The 17,025-nt window shown below is 63.6% G+C and carries 15 protein-coding genes; 10 read left to right on the top strand and 5 right to left on the bottom strand.

Annotation, left to right across the window (positions count from 1 at the left end; all coding sequences use genetic code 11):
* Positions 1 to 151: 151 nt before the first annotated feature.
* The 4 genes from BRPE64_RS20420 to BRPE64_RS20405 all read left to right on the top strand — a co-directional run bounded on the left by BRPE64_RS20420 (position 152) and on the right by BRPE64_RS20405 (position 7,082).
* Positions 152 to 1,615 (top strand): DUF1254 domain-containing protein, encoded by a 1,464-nt coding sequence (locus BRPE64_RS20420; protein WP_016355440.1) that lies wholly within the window; start codon positions 152 to 154, stop codon positions 1,613 to 1,615.
* A gap of 199 nt (positions 1,616 to 1,814) precedes the next feature.
* The gene (locus BRPE64_RS20415; protein WP_016355439.1) at positions 1,815 to 5,498 is read left to right on the top strand and encodes a DUF748 domain-containing protein; all 3,684 of its coding nucleotides are present in this window, start codon (positions 1,815 to 1,817) and stop codon (positions 5,496 to 5,498) included.
* Positions 5,499 to 5,524: 26 nt separating this feature from the next.
* Complete coding sequence (locus BRPE64_RS20410) at positions 5,525 to 6,028, top strand: DUF29 domain-containing protein (RefSeq protein WP_016355438.1); 504 nt, start codon at positions 5,525 to 5,527, stop codon at positions 6,026 to 6,028.
* Between the two features lie 130 nt (positions 6,029 to 6,158).
* Positions 6,159 to 7,082 carry a restriction endonuclease gene (locus BRPE64_RS20405; protein ID WP_044042609.1) on the top strand — a complete coding sequence of 308 codons (924 nt, stop codon included), beginning with the start codon at positions 6,159 to 6,161 and terminating at the stop codon, positions 7,080 to 7,082.
* Between the two features lie 33 nt (positions 7,083 to 7,115).
* Here the strand turns inward: BRPE64_RS20405 and BRPE64_RS20400 are convergent, their stop codons facing one another.
* The gene (locus BRPE64_RS20400; protein WP_016355436.1) at positions 7,116 to 8,684 is read right to left on the bottom strand and encodes a DHA2 family efflux MFS transporter permease subunit; all 1,569 of its coding nucleotides are present in this window, start codon (positions 8,682 to 8,684) and stop codon (positions 7,116 to 7,118) included.
* 179 nt (positions 8,685 to 8,863) lie between these two features.
* Here BRPE64_RS20400 and BRPE64_RS20395 point away from each other — a divergent pair, with 179 nt between their 5' ends.
* Together BRPE64_RS20395 and BRPE64_RS20390 are read left to right on the top strand one after the other, a co-directional pair.
* Entirely contained in the window at positions 8,864 to 9,151 is a 288-nt protein-coding gene (locus BRPE64_RS20395; protein WP_044042608.1) for an AbrB/MazE/SpoVT family DNA-binding domain-containing protein, read from the top strand.
* Positions 9,148 to 9,486, top strand: coding sequence for a type II toxin-antitoxin system PemK/MazF family toxin (locus BRPE64_RS20390; protein WP_016355434.1), 339 nt, complete (start codon positions 9,148 to 9,150; stop codon positions 9,484 to 9,486). Before BRPE64_RS20395 ends, BRPE64_RS20390 begins: the two co-directional genes overlap by 4 nt.
* Positions 9,487 to 9,522: 36 nt before the next feature.
* Here the strand turns inward: BRPE64_RS20390 and BRPE64_RS20385 are convergent, their stop codons facing one another.
* On the bottom strand, positions 9,523 to 10,305 hold the full coding sequence (locus tag BRPE64_RS20385; RefSeq protein WP_016355433.1) for an ABC transporter substrate-binding protein: 783 nt from the start codon (positions 10,303 to 10,305) through the stop codon (positions 9,523 to 9,525).
* A gap of 34 nt (positions 10,306 to 10,339) precedes the next feature.
* Complete coding sequence (locus BRPE64_RS20380) at positions 10,340 to 11,494, bottom strand: methionine aminotransferase (protein WP_044042806.1); 1,155 nt, start codon at positions 11,492 to 11,494, stop codon at positions 10,340 to 10,342.
* Between the two features lie 128 nt (positions 11,495 to 11,622).
* Between BRPE64_RS20380 and BRPE64_RS20375 the strand changes: the two genes are divergently transcribed.
* Positions 11,623 to 12,549, top strand: coding sequence for a LysR substrate-binding domain-containing protein (locus BRPE64_RS20375; RefSeq protein WP_016355431.1), 927 nt, complete (start codon positions 11,623 to 11,625; stop codon positions 12,547 to 12,549).
* Between the two features lie 27 nt (positions 12,550 to 12,576).
* On the opposite strand, the gene BRPE64_RS20370 is transcribed toward BRPE64_RS20375, so the two are convergent.
* Positions 12,577 to 13,731 (bottom strand): branched-chain amino acid ABC transporter substrate-binding protein, encoded by a 1,155-nt coding sequence (locus tag BRPE64_RS20370; protein WP_044042607.1) that lies wholly within the window; start codon positions 13,729 to 13,731, stop codon positions 12,577 to 12,579.
* A gap of 380 nt (positions 13,732 to 14,111) precedes the next feature.
* Between BRPE64_RS20370 and BRPE64_RS20365 the strand changes: the two genes are divergently transcribed.
* The 3 genes from BRPE64_RS20365 to BRPE64_RS20355 all read left to right on the top strand — a co-directional run bounded on the left by BRPE64_RS20365 (position 14,112) and on the right by BRPE64_RS20355 (position 16,557).
* Complete coding sequence (locus BRPE64_RS20365; RefSeq protein WP_044042805.1) at positions 14,112 to 14,540, top strand: MarR family winged helix-turn-helix transcriptional regulator; 429 nt, start codon at positions 14,112 to 14,114, stop codon at positions 14,538 to 14,540.
* 102 nt (positions 14,541 to 14,642) lie between these two features.
* Positions 14,643 to 15,350, top strand: a complete 708-nt coding sequence (locus BRPE64_RS20360) for an SDR family oxidoreductase (protein WP_016355427.1) — start codon at positions 14,643 to 14,645, stop codon at positions 15,348 to 15,350.
* Between the two features lie 13 nt (positions 15,351 to 15,363).
* Positions 15,364 to 16,557, top strand: coding sequence for a thiolase family protein (locus BRPE64_RS20355; protein WP_016355426.1), 1,194 nt, complete (start codon positions 15,364 to 15,366; stop codon positions 16,555 to 16,557).
* A gap of 35 nt (positions 16,558 to 16,592) precedes the next feature.
* On the opposite strand, the gene BRPE64_RS20350 is transcribed toward BRPE64_RS20355, so the two are convergent.
* Complete coding sequence (locus BRPE64_RS20350; RefSeq protein WP_044042606.1) at positions 16,593 to 17,012, bottom strand: YciI family protein; 420 nt, start codon at positions 17,010 to 17,012, stop codon at positions 16,593 to 16,595.
* Positions 17,013 to 17,025 lie beyond the last annotated feature (13 nt).

Below are 17,025 nucleotides of genomic sequence, written 5' to 3'. Positions count from 1 at the left end.
GCCTATCGTCAGCGGATAAGTTAAAACCCGAATTCCGAGATAGCGCGCGTGACGCCCGACGCGTAGCGCCGGTCGCGAGCGTCGCCTCGTTCGCACACCGTCTCGGACCGCGCGCCCACCCAAATCGAAGAAAAACCGGATTCCAATTCGAATGAAGAACAACCGACGCTGGACGTTACCGCGTAGCGCCGCCCTGTGGATGAGCGCGAGTCTTGCGGGCATGGCCGTCCTGGCCGGCTGCGCCACGAAGGCGCCCGAAGTGAAGGCGACCAGCAGCGGCTGGGTGAAGAATCAGGTCGCGGATGCGTACACGTTCGGCTTTCCGCTCGTCGCCACCGACATCGCCCGCGAACGCGCGAGCAGCGGCGCGGCGCGATCCGGCCAGCCGCCGCTCAACGCGTTCCGTCATGCGACGGCGCTGCCGCCGGTGGGCGCGCCGGGCTGGCCGAGCGTCGACACGCTGGAGTCGACGGCGTGGCTCGATGTCTCCGCCGATCCCGTGATCGTCTCGCTGCCCGCCGCGCCGCGCGGACGTTATCTCGATGCCCGCGCGTTCGACGCCTGGACCGACGCGCTCTATTCCAGCGCCGACACCACGCCGTATCCGAAGATGCAGCTGATCGCCTTCGTGCCGGCGGGCTGGACGGGCACGCTGCCCGCCAACGCCACGCGCGTGGAGACGCGTACGCGCTACGTGTGGCTGTCGGTGCGGGTGCGCGTGAACGGACAGCGCGACGTGCGCGAGGCGCGCAAGCTGCAGACGTCGATGCGCATCGACACGCTCACGCCCGCGAAGGGCTCCGTCTCCGATCCGACGCCGGTCGTCGCCGGTGCGTGGCCCGCGAACGGCGCGAAGCAGCCTGCGGTGCCGCCGCTGCCCAACGCGCCGTCGACGGCGTCGGCGGGCGCGCAGGCCGAGGCGCTCGACGCGAACGCGTTCTTCGCGCGCCTCGCCCGTTCGCTCGACGACAATCCCGCCGCCACCGACGACAGCCACGCGATGAGCCAGCTCGCCGATCTCGGCGTGAAGCCCGGCGAGCCGGTGCAGTTCAAGAAGACCGATGCACCGATGCTCGATTCCGGTCTCGCCGACGCGCGCGAGCGGCTCGCGACGGTGCCGTCGAACGCGATTTCGAAGAACGGCTGGATCTGGTTCGGCGACGGCGTCGGCGTCTACGGCACCGACTACACGCTGCGCGCCTATCTCGCGCGCCGTCAGACGGCCACGAGCACGAAAGACGGCGAAGTGAAGCCGGTCGCGCGCGTGGACAGCGAAGGCCATGCGCTGAACGGCGCGAACCAGTACGCGCTGCATTTCGCGGCGGATCAGCTTCCGCCGGTGCGCGGCTTCTGGACGATCACGGCCTACACGAAAGACGGCGCGCTCGCCGATGCGAAGCTGCCGCGCCTGTCGATCTCCGACCGCGACCGCCTGAAGAAGAATCGCGATGGTTCCGTCGACGTGATCGTGTCGGCGAAGTCGCCGGGACGCGCGCACGCAACGAACTGGCTGCCGGTTCCCGATGGCGAATTCCAGCTCGCGATGCGTCTCTATGCGCCGAAGCCGCAGGCCAGCGACGGCTCGTGGGCGCCGCCGCCGCTCGAGCGTCAGTGAGTTGTCAATGAGCTGAACGCGACGTCATAAAACCGAAACACGAAGGCCGCGATTTTTTCGCGGCCTTCGTGCTTTCAGAGCGCGCATTGGCCAACGTTTGCGGCTCGCGTCGTCGTATACTCGGACATCTTCTTTCCGGGACGGCGAGCACGGGCGGCGCTCACACGGGCGGCGCACACGAACGATCGCCGCGCATCGAATGTCCAGCATCACCAAGTCTTCACTCGCTTCCGCCGGTCAAACGCTGCGCGGCGTCGTGCAGGCGCGGCGCACGCGGCGCATCGCGATCGGGCTGCTCATTGCCATTCTCGTGATCGGCGCGCTCGGTTTTTTTGTTGCGCCGCCTGTCATCCGGCATATCGCCGAGCAGCAACTGGCCAAGCAGCTCGACCGGCCCGTCAGCATTCGCGGCATTTCGCTCAATCCCTATACGCTCGATTTCGAAGCCTACGACGTGCATATCGGCGAGTCGCCCGCGAATCTGGCGAAAGCGCCGGGCAGCGCGGCCGGTTTCGTCGATATATCGCGGCTCGTCGTGCGCACGTCGTGGGCGTCGATCTTTCGTCTCGCGCCGGTCGTCAATGAAGTGAAGATCGATTCGCCGCGCGTGAGTGTCGTGCGCTTCGACGGCGAGCATTTCAATTTCTCCGATCTGATCGCGAAATTTTCGAAGCCTTCGTCGCCTCCGTCCGACAAGCCCGCGCGTTTCTCCGTGTCGAACATTCGGGTGGAGAACGGCCAGATCACGTTCGATGACAGGCTTCTGAAGGCGAAGCACCTGATCGACCGCTTCGCGCTCGGCATTCCGTTCATCGCCACGCTGCCGTCCGCCGCCGATATCTTCGTGACGCCGCTGTTGCAGGCGCGCATCGACGGCTCGCCGCTCGTCGTGAAGGGGCGCACGAAGCCGTTCGCGCAGTCGCGGGAATCGGAGATCGCGCTGTCGCTCGACGGGCTCGACGTGCCGCAAATGGCGTCGTACGCGCCGAACTCGGTGCCGGTCGCGGTGAAGAGCGGCAAGCTGTCGACGGATCTGAACGTGCGCTTTTCCATTGCGGGCGAGACGCCGACGATTCGCATCGAAGGCACCGCCGATCTCGCCGATCTCGCCGTCACCGACAAAGCAAACGCGCCGCTCGTGGCTGCGCGCGCGCTGCATGTGAAGATCGCGAACGCGGAGCCGCTGCGCGATATCTATCACTTCGACGAAGTGACGCTTGCGAATCCGGACGTGCGGCTCGTGCGCGATTCGGCGGGCCAGTTGAACGTGCAGAAGCTCGCGGGACCGGCGCCGAAGGCGGAGGAAAAGAGGCCTGCGACGGCGGAGCAGACGCCGCCGCTCGATCTGACAATCCGCCATCTTGCGATCAGCGACGGCAAGATCGCGCTCGACGACCAGCTCCTGAAGCAGCGCGTGCAAGGCGCGCTGACCGGCCTCGCGGTGACGCTCGACGGCTTCTCCACGCTCGCGAAGACGCCCGCGAAATACACGCTCAAGACCGCGTTCGATCACGGCGGCGCGCTCGACGCTTCCGGCAACGTGACGCTCGCCGCGAAAACCGCCGACGCGAAGATCGCACTCGACGCGTTCGCGCTGCCGCCGCTGCAGCCGTATCTCGCGAACATGATGGCCGCGCGCGTAACGAGCGGCACGCTCGGGGCGAACCTGCCGGTGTCGGTCGACTGGAGTAAGCCGGACGGCGGCGTACAGGTCGGCGCGGGCGACGTGAAACTCGCTGACCTCACGCTCACGCCGAATGCGAGCAGCACGGCGCCGATCAAGCTGGCATCGGCGCTGGCGAAGATCGGCAAGGTCGATGTGCCCGGACGCCACGCATCGCTCGACAGCGTGCAGTTGAGCGGCCTCGCGCTCGACGCGACGCGCCGCAAGGACGGCAGCATCGACTTGGCCGCGCTCGCCGGTCCGCACGAGGCCGCGCCCGAGCAGACCGCCACGCACAAGATTCAGAAGGCGCAGGAGGCGGGTCCGGCGTGGCACTATCAGATCGGACAGATTGCGCTGGAGAACGCGTCGGCGAATGTCACCGATGAAACGCTCGCGCGGCCCATGAAGCTGCACATTGCGCCGCTCGCGGTCAACGTGAAGCAGTTCAGCGACGATCTCACGAAGCCGCTCGCCGTCGACGGCAAACTCACGCTCAACGGAAAGGGAACGCTCGCGCTCGGCGGCAATGTCACGGTGAGCCCGCTCAAGCTGGCGTTGCACGTGAAGGGCGATCAGCTCGACGTCTCCGCGTTCGAGCCGTATTTCGGCGACAAGCTCAACGTGGACGTAGCGAGCGCGAATCTCAACGCAAACGGCGATGTCGCGATGTCGGGCAGCGGCAAGACGCTCGCGGCATCGTACAAGGGCGATGTCGCGCTCGCCGACGTGCGCATGATCGACAAGCTGACCAACGACCGCTTCGCGGGCTGGAAGCTGCTCGGCCTGACCAACGTGAAGGTGAACTACGACGAACACGGCACCGATGTCGACGCGGCGCGCGTGACCTTCGCGAATTTTTACGGCCGTGTGCTGCTCGATGCGCAGGGCAAGCTGAATCTGAAAGGCGTCGTCGCGAGCGACAGCGGCACGACGCAGCCGTTGACGTTGGACACGACGAAGGCGGCCGCACCGGTCGCGGCGTCTTCATCCGCTCCGGTCAAGCCGGCCGAGAAATCCGGGCCGCCGGTCAATATGCGTTTCGGCCAACTCGTGTTGCAGAACGGGCGCGTCACGTACACGGACAACTTCATCAAGCCGAACTACACGGCGAATCTCATCGCGATCAACGGCACGATCGGCGCGTTCGGCACGCGTTCGACCACGCCCGCGCCCGTCGACGTATCCGCGAAGCTCGCGGCGAACGGGCCGGTATCGATCAAAGGCACGGTCAATCCGCTGATCGACAAACCCGCGCTCGATCTGACGGCGAGCGCGCACGGCGTCGAGTTGACGAATCTCACGCCGTATTCGACAAAGTACGCGGGCTATCCGATCACGAAGGGCAAGCTCAACGTCGATCTTCACTACATGCTCGCCGACAACAAGCTCACGGCGAACAACCACTTGTTTATCGATCAACTGACGTTCGGCGATCACATCGACAACACGACGGCGACGAAACTGCCGGTGCGGCTCGCGATTTCGCTGCTGAAGAATTCGCGCGGCGAGATCGACGTGAATATTCCGATTTCCGGGTCGCTCGACAATCCGCAGTTTTCGATCGGCGGGCTTGTGTGGCAGGCAATCCTGAACCTCGTGCAGAAGGCGGTCACGGCGCCGTTCACGCTGCTCGCGCACGCGTTCGGCGGGGGCGGCGGCGAGGATCTGAATTACATCGAGTTCAATGCGGGTTCCGCCGATCTGACCGATGCCGCGCAGAAAAAGCTGGATACGATTGCGAAGGCGCTGGTGGACAAGCCGTCGATCAGGATGGATGTGATGGGCCGCGTCGATCCGAAGACTGACGAGCCGGCTTTGCGGGCCGCTTGGGTCGATACGCAAGTGAAGCGCGCGAAGGTGCGCGACATGTCGAGTAATGGCGAGAATGTGGACTGGTCGACGATCAAGATTTCGGATGCCGACTACGACAAGTATCTGACGAAGGTCTACAAGTCGACGGATTTCAAGAAGCCGACCAACTTTATCGGCATGACCAAGACGCTGCCCGACGACGACATGAAGGCGGCGCTGACGAAGAACGCGCCGGTGGATGAAGGCGCGTTGCGCGATCTGGCGCAGCGGCGCGCGCAGGCGGTGCAGGAATACTTCGACGGGAAGATCGACAGCAAGCGCGTTTTCGTCGTCGCGCCGAAGCTCAGTGCCGACGATATCAAGGACAAGGGGACGGGTTCGCGCGTCGAACTCGGATTGAAGTAGCGCGCGTTGGCCAAACGGATGACTGGATGAACAAGGACACGAAAATTAATATCGGCGATACCGGAAATCAACACGAAGACGGGAATCAGCCGATGGGAACACCTTATGAGAAGGACGTGGTGGCGTGGGCCGAAGAACAGGCCGCGCTGCTGCGTGCAGGGAAGCTTGCGTCCATCGATATCGAGCATATCGCAGAGGAAATCGAGGACGTGGGGAAGAGTGAATCACGCGAGTTGCGAAGCAGGCTGGCAGTATTGCTGGCGCATTTGCTCAAATGGAAGTTTCAGCCGGAACAAAGGAGCAGAAGTTGGACGAGCACGATTCGCACACAACGGAAAGAAGTGCTCTATTTATTGGACGGAGCTCCGAGTCTCCGGCGACGTTTCGACGAAACCAAGTGGCTTGATCTGGTCTGGTCCAAAGCGCGAAATTTGGCGGAAGCGGAGACGGGGATCGATTTCGATCGATTTCCTGAGATTTGTCCATGGCCGATGGCCACGGCACTGAACGCAGAGTTTTACCCAGACTAGGGAAAGCGTATTCGTCAACTGATTGACTAGAAATCCTAGTTTCGCGTTGATCCCTTTGTTTTGTGCCCGACAATTGCAATAATTTCCTGCCGCGTTCAATTCCGGGCGCGAACCAGACAAGATTTTTGCAATGGCTGAAGTTACAAGACAACGCACGGGTGAGCTTCTAAGGAAACTATTCGATATCCTAAGGGCTCATCCGGAAGGCATGCAGGCAGGTCAAGCTTTGGAGGCGCTGGCGAGCAGCGTTACCCTTTCACCTTTCGAAGCTGGTTCTTACGAAAGCTCTGGCGTGAGGCGCTTCGAGAAGATCGTCCGATTTGCCACCGTCGCATGCGTCAAGGGTGGCTGGCTAGTCAAGCATAAGGGTGTTTGGGCTGTTACCGACGAAGGTCTTGCGGCCTATGAAAAGTTCAAGGACCCGGCTGCATTCTGTCGTGAATCCGGGCGCCTCTACGGACAGTGGAAAGCAGCGCAGTCGCGTGACTCGGCTGGGTTAGCCGGCGCGTCGGCCAAGCTTAGCGAACAAGTCGATCTCTCATTTGAAGTCGATGCAGAAACGGCCAGTGTTACTTATGAGCAAGCCGAGGAGCAGGCTTGGGGTGAGATCGAACAACACCTGGGCAAGATGCCCCCGTATGATTTTCAGGACCTCGTCGCGGACCTACTGCGAGCCATGGGCTATCACGTCGGTTGGGTTTCTCCGCCCGGCAAAGACGGTGGCGTAGACATCATTGCCAATACAGATCCGCTCGGAACTCGCTCTCCGCGTATCAAGGTGCAAGTTAAGCGCATCGGGCATCGCGTCGATAAAGACGGTCTGAAGTCGTTTATCGCCATCATCAACGATGACGACGTCGGACTGTTTGTGTCTCTTGGCGGATTTACTCGCGATGCCGAAACGTTCGCCCGCGATCAGGAGCGTCGCAAGATTACCCTGATCGACTGCGAGCGTCTGATCGAGCTATGGATCGAGTTCTACGGCAAACTCGACGATAAAGCTCGCGCACGCATGCCACTGACGCCGATCTATTTCCTGACGCCCCAAAATTGACGTCGGGCGGCGCCGCGGACGCCGTACAGATCCTCAATGCGCCCCCGCCGCCGCACCCCCGCCACCACCCTTCGCCACCTTGGTAATCCAGATCAGCGGAATGATCAAAATGAAGATCACCGCTGAGATGAGAAAGATATCGTTGAGCCCCATCATCGCGGCTTGCGTATTCACGGTGAAATTGAACATCCCGCGCGCCTGCGCTTCGCTGATACCCAGCGTCGACTGCGACAGCCCGAGCGATTGCAAAAACGCCGGGTTATAGATGTTTGCCTGCTCGGTGAGCCGTTCATGATGCAGCGCGATGCGGTCATCCCATGCATTGCCCGCGAGCGATGTGCCCACCGCGCCGCAGAACACCCGCGCGAAGTTCGACAGCCCGGCCGCTGCCGGAATCTTCGACGGCGGCAGGCCCGACAACACGATCGCCGTGAGCGGCACGAAGAACATCGCCATCGGGATGCCTTGCAGCAGCGTCGGCAGCACGAGATGCCACGTATCGATCTCGATCACATATTTCGAGCGCAGCCAGAACACGAACGCGAAGCCGACGAACGCCATCGTCGCGATGATGCGCGCGTCGCTGCGCGGCAGCACCTTGCCCATGACCGGCGCGAGCAAGACGGCGAAGATGCCGAGCGGTGCGGTGACGAGCCCGGCATCGATCGAGCGGTAGTTCAGATACTGCTGCATCCATTGCGGTAACAGCACGAGATTGCCGAAGAACACGCCGTACGCGACCGAAATCGCGACCGTGCCGCCGAAAAAGTTGCGCCCGGCGAAGAGCCGCAAATCGACGACCGGATTCGCCTCCGTCAGCTCCCACACGACGAAGAATGCGAACGAAATCACGGCGACGATCCCCAGCACCACGATCACCGGCGAGGAGAACCAGTCGAGGTCGCGTCCCTTGTCGAGCATGATCTGCAGCGACGCGACCCACGAGACGAGCAGGAACAGGCCGATCACGTCGATCGGCGCCTTGCGTGTCACCGTTTCGCGATCGCGATAGATGAGCCACGTCACGCCCGCCGCGAAGATGCCCACCGGAATGTTGATGTAGAAGATCCACGACCACGAATAGCTGTCGGTGATCCAGCCGCCGAGCGCGGGGCCGGCGATCGGGCCGACGGTCGCGGTCATCGCCCAGAGGGAAAGCGCCATCGACGATTTCTCTTTCGGATACGAGCCCAGCAGGATCGCCTGCGAAAGCGGAATCAGCGGCCCGGCGACCGCGCCCTGCAACACGCGCGCGAGCAGCAGCACCGGCAGGTTCGGCGCGAGGCCGCACAGCCACGACGACAGCACGAACATCAGGATCGCGCCGACGAACAGGCGCACCTGCCCGAGACGCTGTGTGAGCCAGCCGGTCAGCGGAATGGAGACGGCGTTCGACGCCGCGAACACGGTGATGACCCACGTGCCTTCGTTGACGGACACGCCGAGATTGCCGGAGATGGTCGGAATCGCGACGTTCGCGATCGATGAATCCAGCACGTTCATGAAGGTCGCGAGCGCCACCGCGAAGGTAGCGAGGACGAGTTTGCCGCCCGTGAGCGGCGGGGGCGATGCGGCGGCGGGAGTCGGCGTCGGTGTGCTCATGCGGCTCTTGGTCGATCGGTTGATCCGCCAGTGTGCCCGCGCTAAAAAAAAGCTGCTTGGCCGAACGGCAGATGCCCGGATAGTGGCCGCTTCAGAACGAGTATCTACGTGTTGACACGCTGTAATTTCAGCAGACAGTATCGATGTATTAACACGTATATACGTCGTATGGGGGCGTTATGGTCAAGCAGATCCTAAAACGTTGGGGCAATAGTCTCGCCGTGCGCATTCCTGCCAATATTGCCAGCGAGCTTTCGTTAGAGGAGGGGCAGGAAGTGTCTCTCGAAGTCGAGGATGGGCACGTCATGGTGCGGCCACAGCGGGCGATTCGGCGTTTTTCGCGCGAACGTCTGATTCAGCAATTTCGCGAGGGCAAGCTCGAGCGGCACGAGGAGATCGATTTTGGCGATCCTGTCGGCGACGAGTGGGGTGGTCCGGAAGATCCGACGCGCGAGGGTTTCGAATGAAAGACGGAATTCCGGATGCGGGCGACGTGGTGCGATTGCACGTCGGCGCGTCGAGAGGCAATGAGCAGGACGGATACCGCGCGGTGCTCGTGATTTCCGACATCGTGATGAACGAGATCACGGGCCGCTTCACGGGAATCCCGATCACGTCGGCGATTCACGGCTGGGAAACCGAAGTGCCGATCGCGAGTCTCAAGCGGCCGGGCGTCGCGCTCGTGGACCAGCTCCGCAGTTGGAGTCATGTACAACGGGAACTCGCGTTCCGAGGCGAAACCGTGACGGCAGAGGAACTGGACGCGGCGAAATACGCGATCCGCGCCTTTCTGCAACTTTGAGCGCGGGTGCGCGGCGGCCGCGCCGCCGCGCGCACGTCACTTCGTCGAAATATCGATATTGCCGAGATACTTCTTCGCGTACTTGTCGATGGTCCCGTCCGCCTTGACCTTGTCGATCGCCGCGTTAAGCTTCGTTTTCAGCGCGTCGTCGCCCTTGCGCACGCCGTAGGCGATACCGCTGCCGAGGATCTTGTCGTCGCGAACCGGCGCGCCGACGAACGCGAATCCTTCGCCATCCGGCTTCGAGAGGAAGCCGCTTTGTCCTGCCGGCGCGAGCACGAGCGTGGCATCGAGACGGCCCGACTTCAGATCGGCGTACACCTGATTCTGATCCTGATACGGCACGACCTTCACGCCTTCGCCTTCCCAGTGCGCCTTGGCGAAAGTCTCCTGAATCGAGCCTTGCAGCACGCCCACGCTCTTGCCCTTGAGCGACGCCGAAGTCGGTTCCAGGCCGCTGCCTTTCTTCGCGATCAGTTGCGTCGGCACGCGATACACGACCGTCGTGAAGTCGATTGCCTGGCGACGCTGCTCGGTCGCGTTCATCGCCGAATTGATCGCGTCGAACTTGCGGCCTTGCAGCGCGGGAATCAGCCCGTCGAACGAGGTCTCGACCCATTTGCACTGCATCTTCGCGGCGGCGCACACCGCGTTGCCGACGTCGATATCGAGCCCTTGCAATTCGCCCGTCGACGACTTCGATTCGAACGGCGGATATTGCGCTTCGAGTCCGAAACGCAGCGTGTCGGCGGCAATCGCGGCGCCGCTTGCGAAGGTGCAGGCGAAGAACAATGCGCCGGCGATGTGTTTCGTTTTCATCGTGTTGGTCTCCAGAGAAATCGTCAGATCGAGGTCAGATCGAGCAAAGGCGGCGCGCGCCTTCGATAAGCGTATCGTCGTCCTTCGCGAAGGACAGGCGGATCAGCCGGTTATCGGTGCCGTCGGTGTAAAACGCCGACAGCGGAATGGTCGCGACGCGCGCCTCGCGAATCAGGCGCAGCACGAAATCGCTGTCGCTTTCGTTCGAGATCGCGTCGTAACGCGCCAGCATGAAGAAACTGCCCGCGCTCGGCAAGAGTTCGAAGCGCGAGCCCGCGAGCGATTCGGCGAGCAGATCGCGCTTGTGCTGATAGAACGGACCGAGATTCAGATAGCTCGATTCGTCAGCGAGCGCTTCCGCGAAGGCCATTTGCATCGGCGTGTCGGCGGAAAAGGTCATGAACTGATGGATCTTGCGAATCTCCGCCGTCAGCGCCGCGGGCGCGAGACAGTAGCCGACGCGCCAGCCCGTCACGTGATACGACTTGCCGAACGACGACACGATCACGCTGCGCTCGGCCAGCTCCGGATAGCGCGCCATGCCGTGATGCAGCGCGCCGTCGAACACGACGTGCTCGTAGACTTCGTCGGACAGCACGATGATCTTCGTGTCGCGCGTGAGAGCCGTGAGCCGCTCGATGTCGGCGGACGTGAACGCGCTGCCGGTCGGATTGTGCGGCGTGTTGATCAGGATCATGCGCGTCTTCGGCGTGATCGCGGCGGCGACTTCGTCCCAGTCGATGCGGAAATCCTGCGCCGACAGCTTGATCGCGACGGGCGTCGCGCCCTGCAACTGCACGATCGGCGCGTAGCTGTCGAACGACGGTTCGAAATAGATCACTTCGTCGCCGGGATGCACGAGCGCGCTGATGGTTGCGTACAAGCCTTCGCTCGCGCTCGCGACCACGGTGACTTCGGTGCCCGGATCGTACTGCGCGCCGTAGAGCTTGTGCGTCTTCACGGCGATCGCTTCGCGCAGCGCGAGCACGCCGGACATCGGCGAATACTGGTTATGTCCTGCCCGCATGGCTCGCTCGACGCCTTCGATCAGCTTCGGATCGCACGCGAAGTTCGGCGCGCCTTGCGACAGGTTGAGCGCGTGATGCTCGTCGGCCAATTGGCCGATCACGGTGAAAATGGTCGTGCCGACGTTCGGCAGCTTCGACTCGGGAATGCAGGCGCTTTGCACGGCGGTGTCTCCGGATTGGCGGTTCGACGATTGCAGGCGTCGATTCAACCGCAGCCATAAAGCGCGGACAATCGAAACTTTGTCATACTAGCCATGCTTGCAGATCATGGCTATCCGCCAAAATTCCGATGAAACCGCTGCCTTCCCTCGATGTGCTCAAGACCTTTCTGGTCGTCGCCCAGAAGCTGAATTTCACGCGCGCGGCCGAGGTGCTGAACGTGACGCAAGGCGCCGTCAGCCGCCAGATCGCGGGCCTGGAGGCGCATCTCGGCTACGCGCTGTTCGCGCGGCAGGCGCGCGGGCTCGCGCTGACGCATCACGGCGCGCTGCTCATCGCGCCTTTGCAGCAGGCGTTCGCACAGATCGACGATGCACTCGCGAAGGGCGGCGCGCAATCCGGCATTCTGCGCGTGAAGTGTCCGACCTGCGCGATGCGCTGGGCGCTGCCGCGTGTCATCCGTCTGCAGAACGAGCGGCCGGAACTGGTGGTGGAAGTGACGGCGTCGGTGTCGCACGGCGTCGAGTTCAATGCGGAACAGTTCGACGCCGCCATCGTGTTCGGCGCGGCGCCGTCGCTGAAGGGCGTGACGGCGCATCATCTGTTCGACGAAGTGCTGACGCCCGTGTGCGCGCCCGAATTGTGGAAGCCGAGAAAGAACGTCGCGCCGACGCCCGACGATCTCGCCGGCAAGACCTTGCTGCATCCCACGCGCGACCGCCGCGACTGGCTGTCGTGGCTCGGCGCATACGGTTACGCGGGGTTGCCGTCGACCAAGGCGCAGCATTTCGACACGCTCGATCTGGCGATTTCCTCGGCGATGCAGGGACTGGGCGTGACAATCGGTGATGTCTCTCTGATCGAGGAAGACTTGCGCGCGAAGCGCGTGATCGCGCCGTTTTCGCTGTGCGTGCCGAGCGGCGCGGCGTATTACCTGGTGTATCCGGAGCGGCCGGCGCCGTCGCCGGCGTTGCAGCAATTCGCGCAATGGCTCGGCGACGAAGCCGCGCGCACGCGTGCAAGCCTGCAGGCCCGCACGCATGCCGCGCAGGCCTGAGGCTTCATCGAAAGCGCATCGAGCGCATTACATGCCGTGCTTGGTGACGACGGACTCCCACTGTCCGTTCTTCACCTGATACAGCGTCGACGATGCGTTTTTCAGCGCGCCGTTGCTGTCGAACGCGATCGGGCCGGTGATGCCTTCGAACGAATTCGACTTCAGCACGGGCCGGTACACCTTCGGATCGATGGAATTGGCCTTCTGCATCGCGTTGATGGCGGCCCACGCGGCGTCGTAGCCGAACGGCGCATACGACAGGATCGCGACGCCGAAGCGCTTCTGGAACTTGTCGCCGAACGCCTTGCCCGCGGGCAGCTTGTCAAGCGGACTGCCGTATTCCCACGCCTGCGCGCCCTCGGCGGCGTCGCCGGCGAGCTTCAGGAAATCGGCGTCCATCACGCCGCCGCCGCCCACGAACTGCGCGTTCATGCCGAGCTGCTTCATCCGCTTGACGACGGCCGCCGCCTGCCGGTCGAGCCCGCCGAAGAAAATCAGATCCGCGTTGACGGCCTTGATGCGCGTGAGTTGCGCGCTGAAATCGACGGTCTGGTTGTCGCTGTATTCGCGCGTGACGATCGTGCCGCCCTTCGCCTTGACGGCTTTTTCGAACTCGTCGGCTTCGCCCTGACCGAACGCCGTGCGGTCGTCGATGATCGCGATGCGCTTCGCCTTCGTCGTCGTCACCGCGTAGATGCCGGCGTTGCCCGCGTTCTGCGCATCGCTCGAAATGACCGTGAAGACGTTTTCCAGCCCGCGCGTCGTGATGGTCGGATTGGTCGCGGCCGGGTCGATCACCGGGATGCCGGCGTTGTTGTAGATCGGCGAGGCGGGCAATGTGGTGCCCGAATTGAAGTGCCCGACGACGACCGCCACGCCGTCATCGACGAGCTTCTGCGCCGCCTGCACGCCGACGCGCGGATCGGCCTGATCGTCTTCCGCGTGGATCTCGAACTTGGCGGTCTTGCCGCCGATCGTGATCTTCTTCGCGTTGGCTTCGTCGAGCGCGAGTTGCACGCCGTTCTGGAGATCCTTGCCATAACCCGCATTCGCGCCGGTCAGCGGCGCGGCGAAACCGACTTTCACCGGCAGGTCTTCAGCAGCCGCCGAAAACGGCACGGCGCCGAGCGTGGCCGTGGCGCACGCCACGAGCCATGCCAAAGAATGGGTACGGATGCGCATGGTTTCCTCTCCTTTTTGATTTGGCAATCGAATGGAACACGACCGGTCCCGTGCCGGCAAGACGGACTTGCCCTCAAGCGTCCGATCATTCGGACGATGACGGCAGCCGCTACGCGCGCAGCCCGGCACAGACAGCGGACATGCGCAAATTTAGAGAGCCAATTTGACCGCGTCTTGGTGTTTAGTCGCGCCGCGGATGCGGATTTCGGCACAGGCCCGATTGGCCGCGAGCGCACGCCCGGGGCGGCTTTGCGCGAATCGGTGCAGCGCGTCGCGCGACGATTCCCGACCAGGCGCCCGCGCCGCACCGATCGGACCTATCGCATCGATTGAAATTGCCCGGCTTGACAAAGTGCATATGCACTCATATTCTGCGCTACATGACTTCCAACTCTTCTCCTCTGGACTGCAACTGTTTCGCGATTCGCCAGGCGGCGCGTTTCGTGTCGCAGATGTACGAGCGGCATCTGAGCGAGGTCGGCATCACGGCGGCGCAGTTCACCCTCATCGCGGCAATCGGGCGCAGGCCCGGCGTGCAGATGGTCGAACTCGCCGAGCACATGGTGATGGACCGAACCACGCTCGTGCGCGCGCTGAAGCCATTGCAGCGCGACGGCATTGTCGAGGCGACGCAGGAATCGGCTGCCTCGCGCGCGGTCGGTCTGCGTCTCACCGCGGCGGGCAAGGAAACGCTCGCGAAGGCATCGGTGCAATGGCGCGCGGCACAGGCTGAATTCGAAGCGAAGTACGGCGAGAAACGCGCGAAGGCGTTGCGCGAATCGCTGTTCGAACTGACCACGATGGAGTGAGTGAAGCACGGCAGGCTCGCGTGACTCAGGTCACGCGGGCCATTGTTTCAGCATCGACAGTGTATATGCACTTTCGATGAATCCAAGCATTCGGAGAGCATCATGCAAATCAAGGGAAAAGTGGTACTCGTGACCGGCGCCAATCGCGGTCTCGGCAGGCAGTTCGTGAAGTCGTTGCTGAAGGCGGGCGCGTCGAAGGTCTATGCCGCCGCGCGCGATCCGAAGCGCGTCGATATTGCGGGCGCCGAAGCCGTTCGCCTCGACGTGACCAATGCCGCCGATATCGCCGAAGCGGCCGCGACCTACACGGACGTCCAGGTGATCGTCAACAACGCGGGCGTGACGACGCGCAGCCTGATCTCCGATCCGGCGTCGACGCAAGGCATCCGCGATGTGCTCGAAATCAACACGTTCGGCCCCATCCTGCTGACGCAGGCGTTCGCGCCCGTGCTCAAGAAAAACGGCGGCGGCGCGGTCATCAACGTTCTGTCGGTGCTGAGCTGGGTGTCGCTGCCGGCGGGCGGCGCGTATCACATCTCGAAGGCGGCGGCGTGGGCGGCCACCAATGCGCTGCGCGAGGAACTGCGCGAGCAGGGCACGCTGGTCGTCGCGGCCCATCCGGCCTACATCGATACCGACATGACCGCGCAAGTCACCGGGCCGAAGTCGACGCCTGAACACGTCGTCAACGAAGTGCTCGCGGCGGTCGAGAAGAATCAGGAAGAAGTGCTTGTGGATGACACCGGCCGTGAAGTCAAGCGTTCGCTGTCGAGCGACGCGCCGATCTATCTCACCGGCATTCCGCGCTGAGCGAGGCACCGACATGTTTTCGCAAGACATCGTGTTGAGTCATCCGGTGCGCACGGCGATCGGTGCGTTCAACGGCGCGCTGAAGGACACGCCCGCCGTCGATCTGGGCGCGGCGGCCATCGCTGAAACGCTGCGGCGCGCGGGCCGTGCGCTCGATCCGGCGGCGCTCGATTCCGTCGTCTTCGGCAACGTGATTCAGGCGGGCAATCGCATGAATCCGGCGCGGCAGGCGGCGATCGGCGGCGGCGTGGCGGTCTCGGTGCCTGCGCTTGCCGTCAATCGCGTATGCGGTTCGGGCGCGCAGGCCATCGCGACGGCGGCGACCGAGATCGCAGCGGGCGTCGCGCGGATCGTCGTCGCGGGCGGCATGGAGAACATGGATCGCGCGCCCTATCTGCTCGACGGCGGGCGGCACGGCTATCGCATGGGGAACGCGCAGATTCACGACAGCATGCTGCGCGACGGTCTCGTTGATGCGTTCTCCGGCGAGCATTCGGGCTGGCACACGGAAGATCTGGTCACGCAGCTCGATATCACGCGCGAGGCGCAGGACCGCTGGGCCGAACGTTCGCAGCAGTTGTTCGCGGCGGCGCAGCGCGACGGCGCGTTCGATGCGGAGATCGTCGGCATCGACGTGAAGAAGGGGCGGGAAACCGTCGCTTTCGCGCGTGACGAGCAGCCGCGCCCCGATACGACGCTCGCCACGCTTGCGAAGCTGCGCCCGGCGTTCCGTCCCGACGGCACGATCACGGCGGGCAACGCGCCGGGGCTGAACAGCGGCGCGGCGGCGATGATCGTGACGAGCCGCAAGGAAGCGGATGCGCGCGGCATCGAACCGTTCGTGCGGCTCGTGGCGTTCGGCGTGGCGGCGGTCGAGCCGGGCATGTTCGGACTCGGGCCGGTGCCGGCGGTGCGGCAGGCGCTGGCGCGTGCGGGCTGGTCACTCGGTGATGTCGAGCGCTTCGAGATCAACGAAGCCTTCGCGGCCGTGCCGATTGCGGTGGCGAAGACGCTCGGCGTGCCGGAGGACATCGTCAACGTGGAGGGCGGCGCGATTGCGCACGGGCATCCGATCGGCGCGACCGGCGCGGTGCTCACGACGCGTCTCGCCCACGCGATGCGCCGCGACGGCGTGAAGCGCGCGATCGTCACGCTGTGCATCGGCGGCGGGCAGGGCATTGCGCTGGCGCTGGAGCGTGTGGTTTAAGCAGGCGTTGGCGGGCTCCGGCCCGCCAGCACGGTCTATTTCCTGCCCGCGTTCTTCTGCATCTCGTCGAAGCCCGCAGCGGCTTCTTTCACGTCCGGCGGGAAGTCGTCCATCTCCTGCACCTGACGCACTTCGATCATCTCGTTGTCCGATCCCGGGCAGCGCTTCGCCCATTCGATCGCTTCATCGCGCGACTTCACCTGAATCATCCAGTAGCCGCCGAGCACTTCCTTCGCCTCGGCGAACGGGCCATCGGTGACGCGCGGCTTGCCGCCTTTGAACGTGACGCGCGCGCCCATCGACGGCGGATGCAGTCCGTCGAGTGCGAGCAGCACGCCCGCCTTCTGCAATTCCTCGTTGTACTTCACCATCGCGGCGACGGCGTCCGCGCTCGGCATCGTGCCCGGTTTCGCGCTTTCGTAGCCGCGCGGGATCATCAGCATCATGAATCGCATGGGTTGCTCCTTG

This window comes from Caballeronia insecticola, assembly GCF_000402035.1.
In the GTDB taxonomy this organism is placed as follows: domain Bacteria; phylum Pseudomonadota; class Gammaproteobacteria; order Burkholderiales; family Burkholderiaceae; genus Caballeronia; species Caballeronia insecticola.
The sequence above is the reverse complement of the archived record's forward strand: the minus strand, read 5'-3'. Positions and strand labels throughout refer to the sequence as shown.

Coding starts and splice junctions, on each gene's coding strand:
- BRPE64_RS20370 (WP_044042607.1), bottom strand. CDS start 13,731: ATGCGCATCCGTACCCATTCTTTGGCATGGCTCGTGGCGTGCGCCACG.
- BRPE64_RS20405 (WP_044042609.1), top strand. CDS start 6,159: ATGGCTGAAGTTACAAGACAACGCACGGGTGAGCTTCTAAGGAAACTA.
- BRPE64_RS20390 (WP_016355434.1), top strand. CDS start 9,148: ATGAAAGACGGAATTCCGGATGCGGGCGACGTGGTGCGATTGCACGTC.
- BRPE64_RS20395 (WP_044042608.1), top strand. CDS start 8,864: ATGGTCAAGCAGATCCTAAAACGTTGGGGCAATAGTCTCGCCGTGCGC.
- BRPE64_RS20350 (WP_044042606.1), bottom strand. CDS start 17,012: ATGCGATTCATGATGCTGATGATCCCGCGCGGCTACGAAAGCGCGAAA.
- BRPE64_RS20355 (WP_016355426.1), top strand. CDS start 15,364: ATGTTTTCGCAAGACATCGTGTTGAGTCATCCGGTGCGCACGGCGATC.
- BRPE64_RS20365 (WP_044042805.1), top strand. CDS start 14,112: ATGACTTCCAACTCTTCTCCTCTGGACTGCAACTGTTTCGCGATTCGC.
- BRPE64_RS20360 (WP_016355427.1), top strand. CDS start 14,643: ATGCAAATCAAGGGAAAAGTGGTACTCGTGACCGGCGCCAATCGCGGT.
- BRPE64_RS20375 (WP_016355431.1), top strand. CDS start 11,623: ATGAAACCGCTGCCTTCCCTCGATGTGCTCAAGACCTTTCTGGTCGTC.
- BRPE64_RS20400 (WP_016355436.1), bottom strand. CDS start 8,684: ATGAGCACACCGACGCCGACTCCCGCCGCCGCATCGCCCCCGCCGCTC.
- BRPE64_RS20415 (WP_016355439.1), top strand. CDS start 1,815: ATGTCCAGCATCACCAAGTCTTCACTCGCTTCCGCCGGTCAAACGCTG.
- BRPE64_RS20410 (WP_016355438.1), top strand. CDS start 5,525: ATGAACAAGGACACGAAAATTAATATCGGCGATACCGGAAATCAACAC.
- BRPE64_RS20420 (WP_016355440.1), top strand. CDS start 152: ATGAAGAACAACCGACGCTGGACGTTACCGCGTAGCGCCGCCCTGTGG.
- BRPE64_RS20385 (WP_016355433.1), bottom strand. CDS start 10,305: ATGAAAACGAAACACATCGCCGGCGCATTGTTCTTCGCCTGCACCTTC.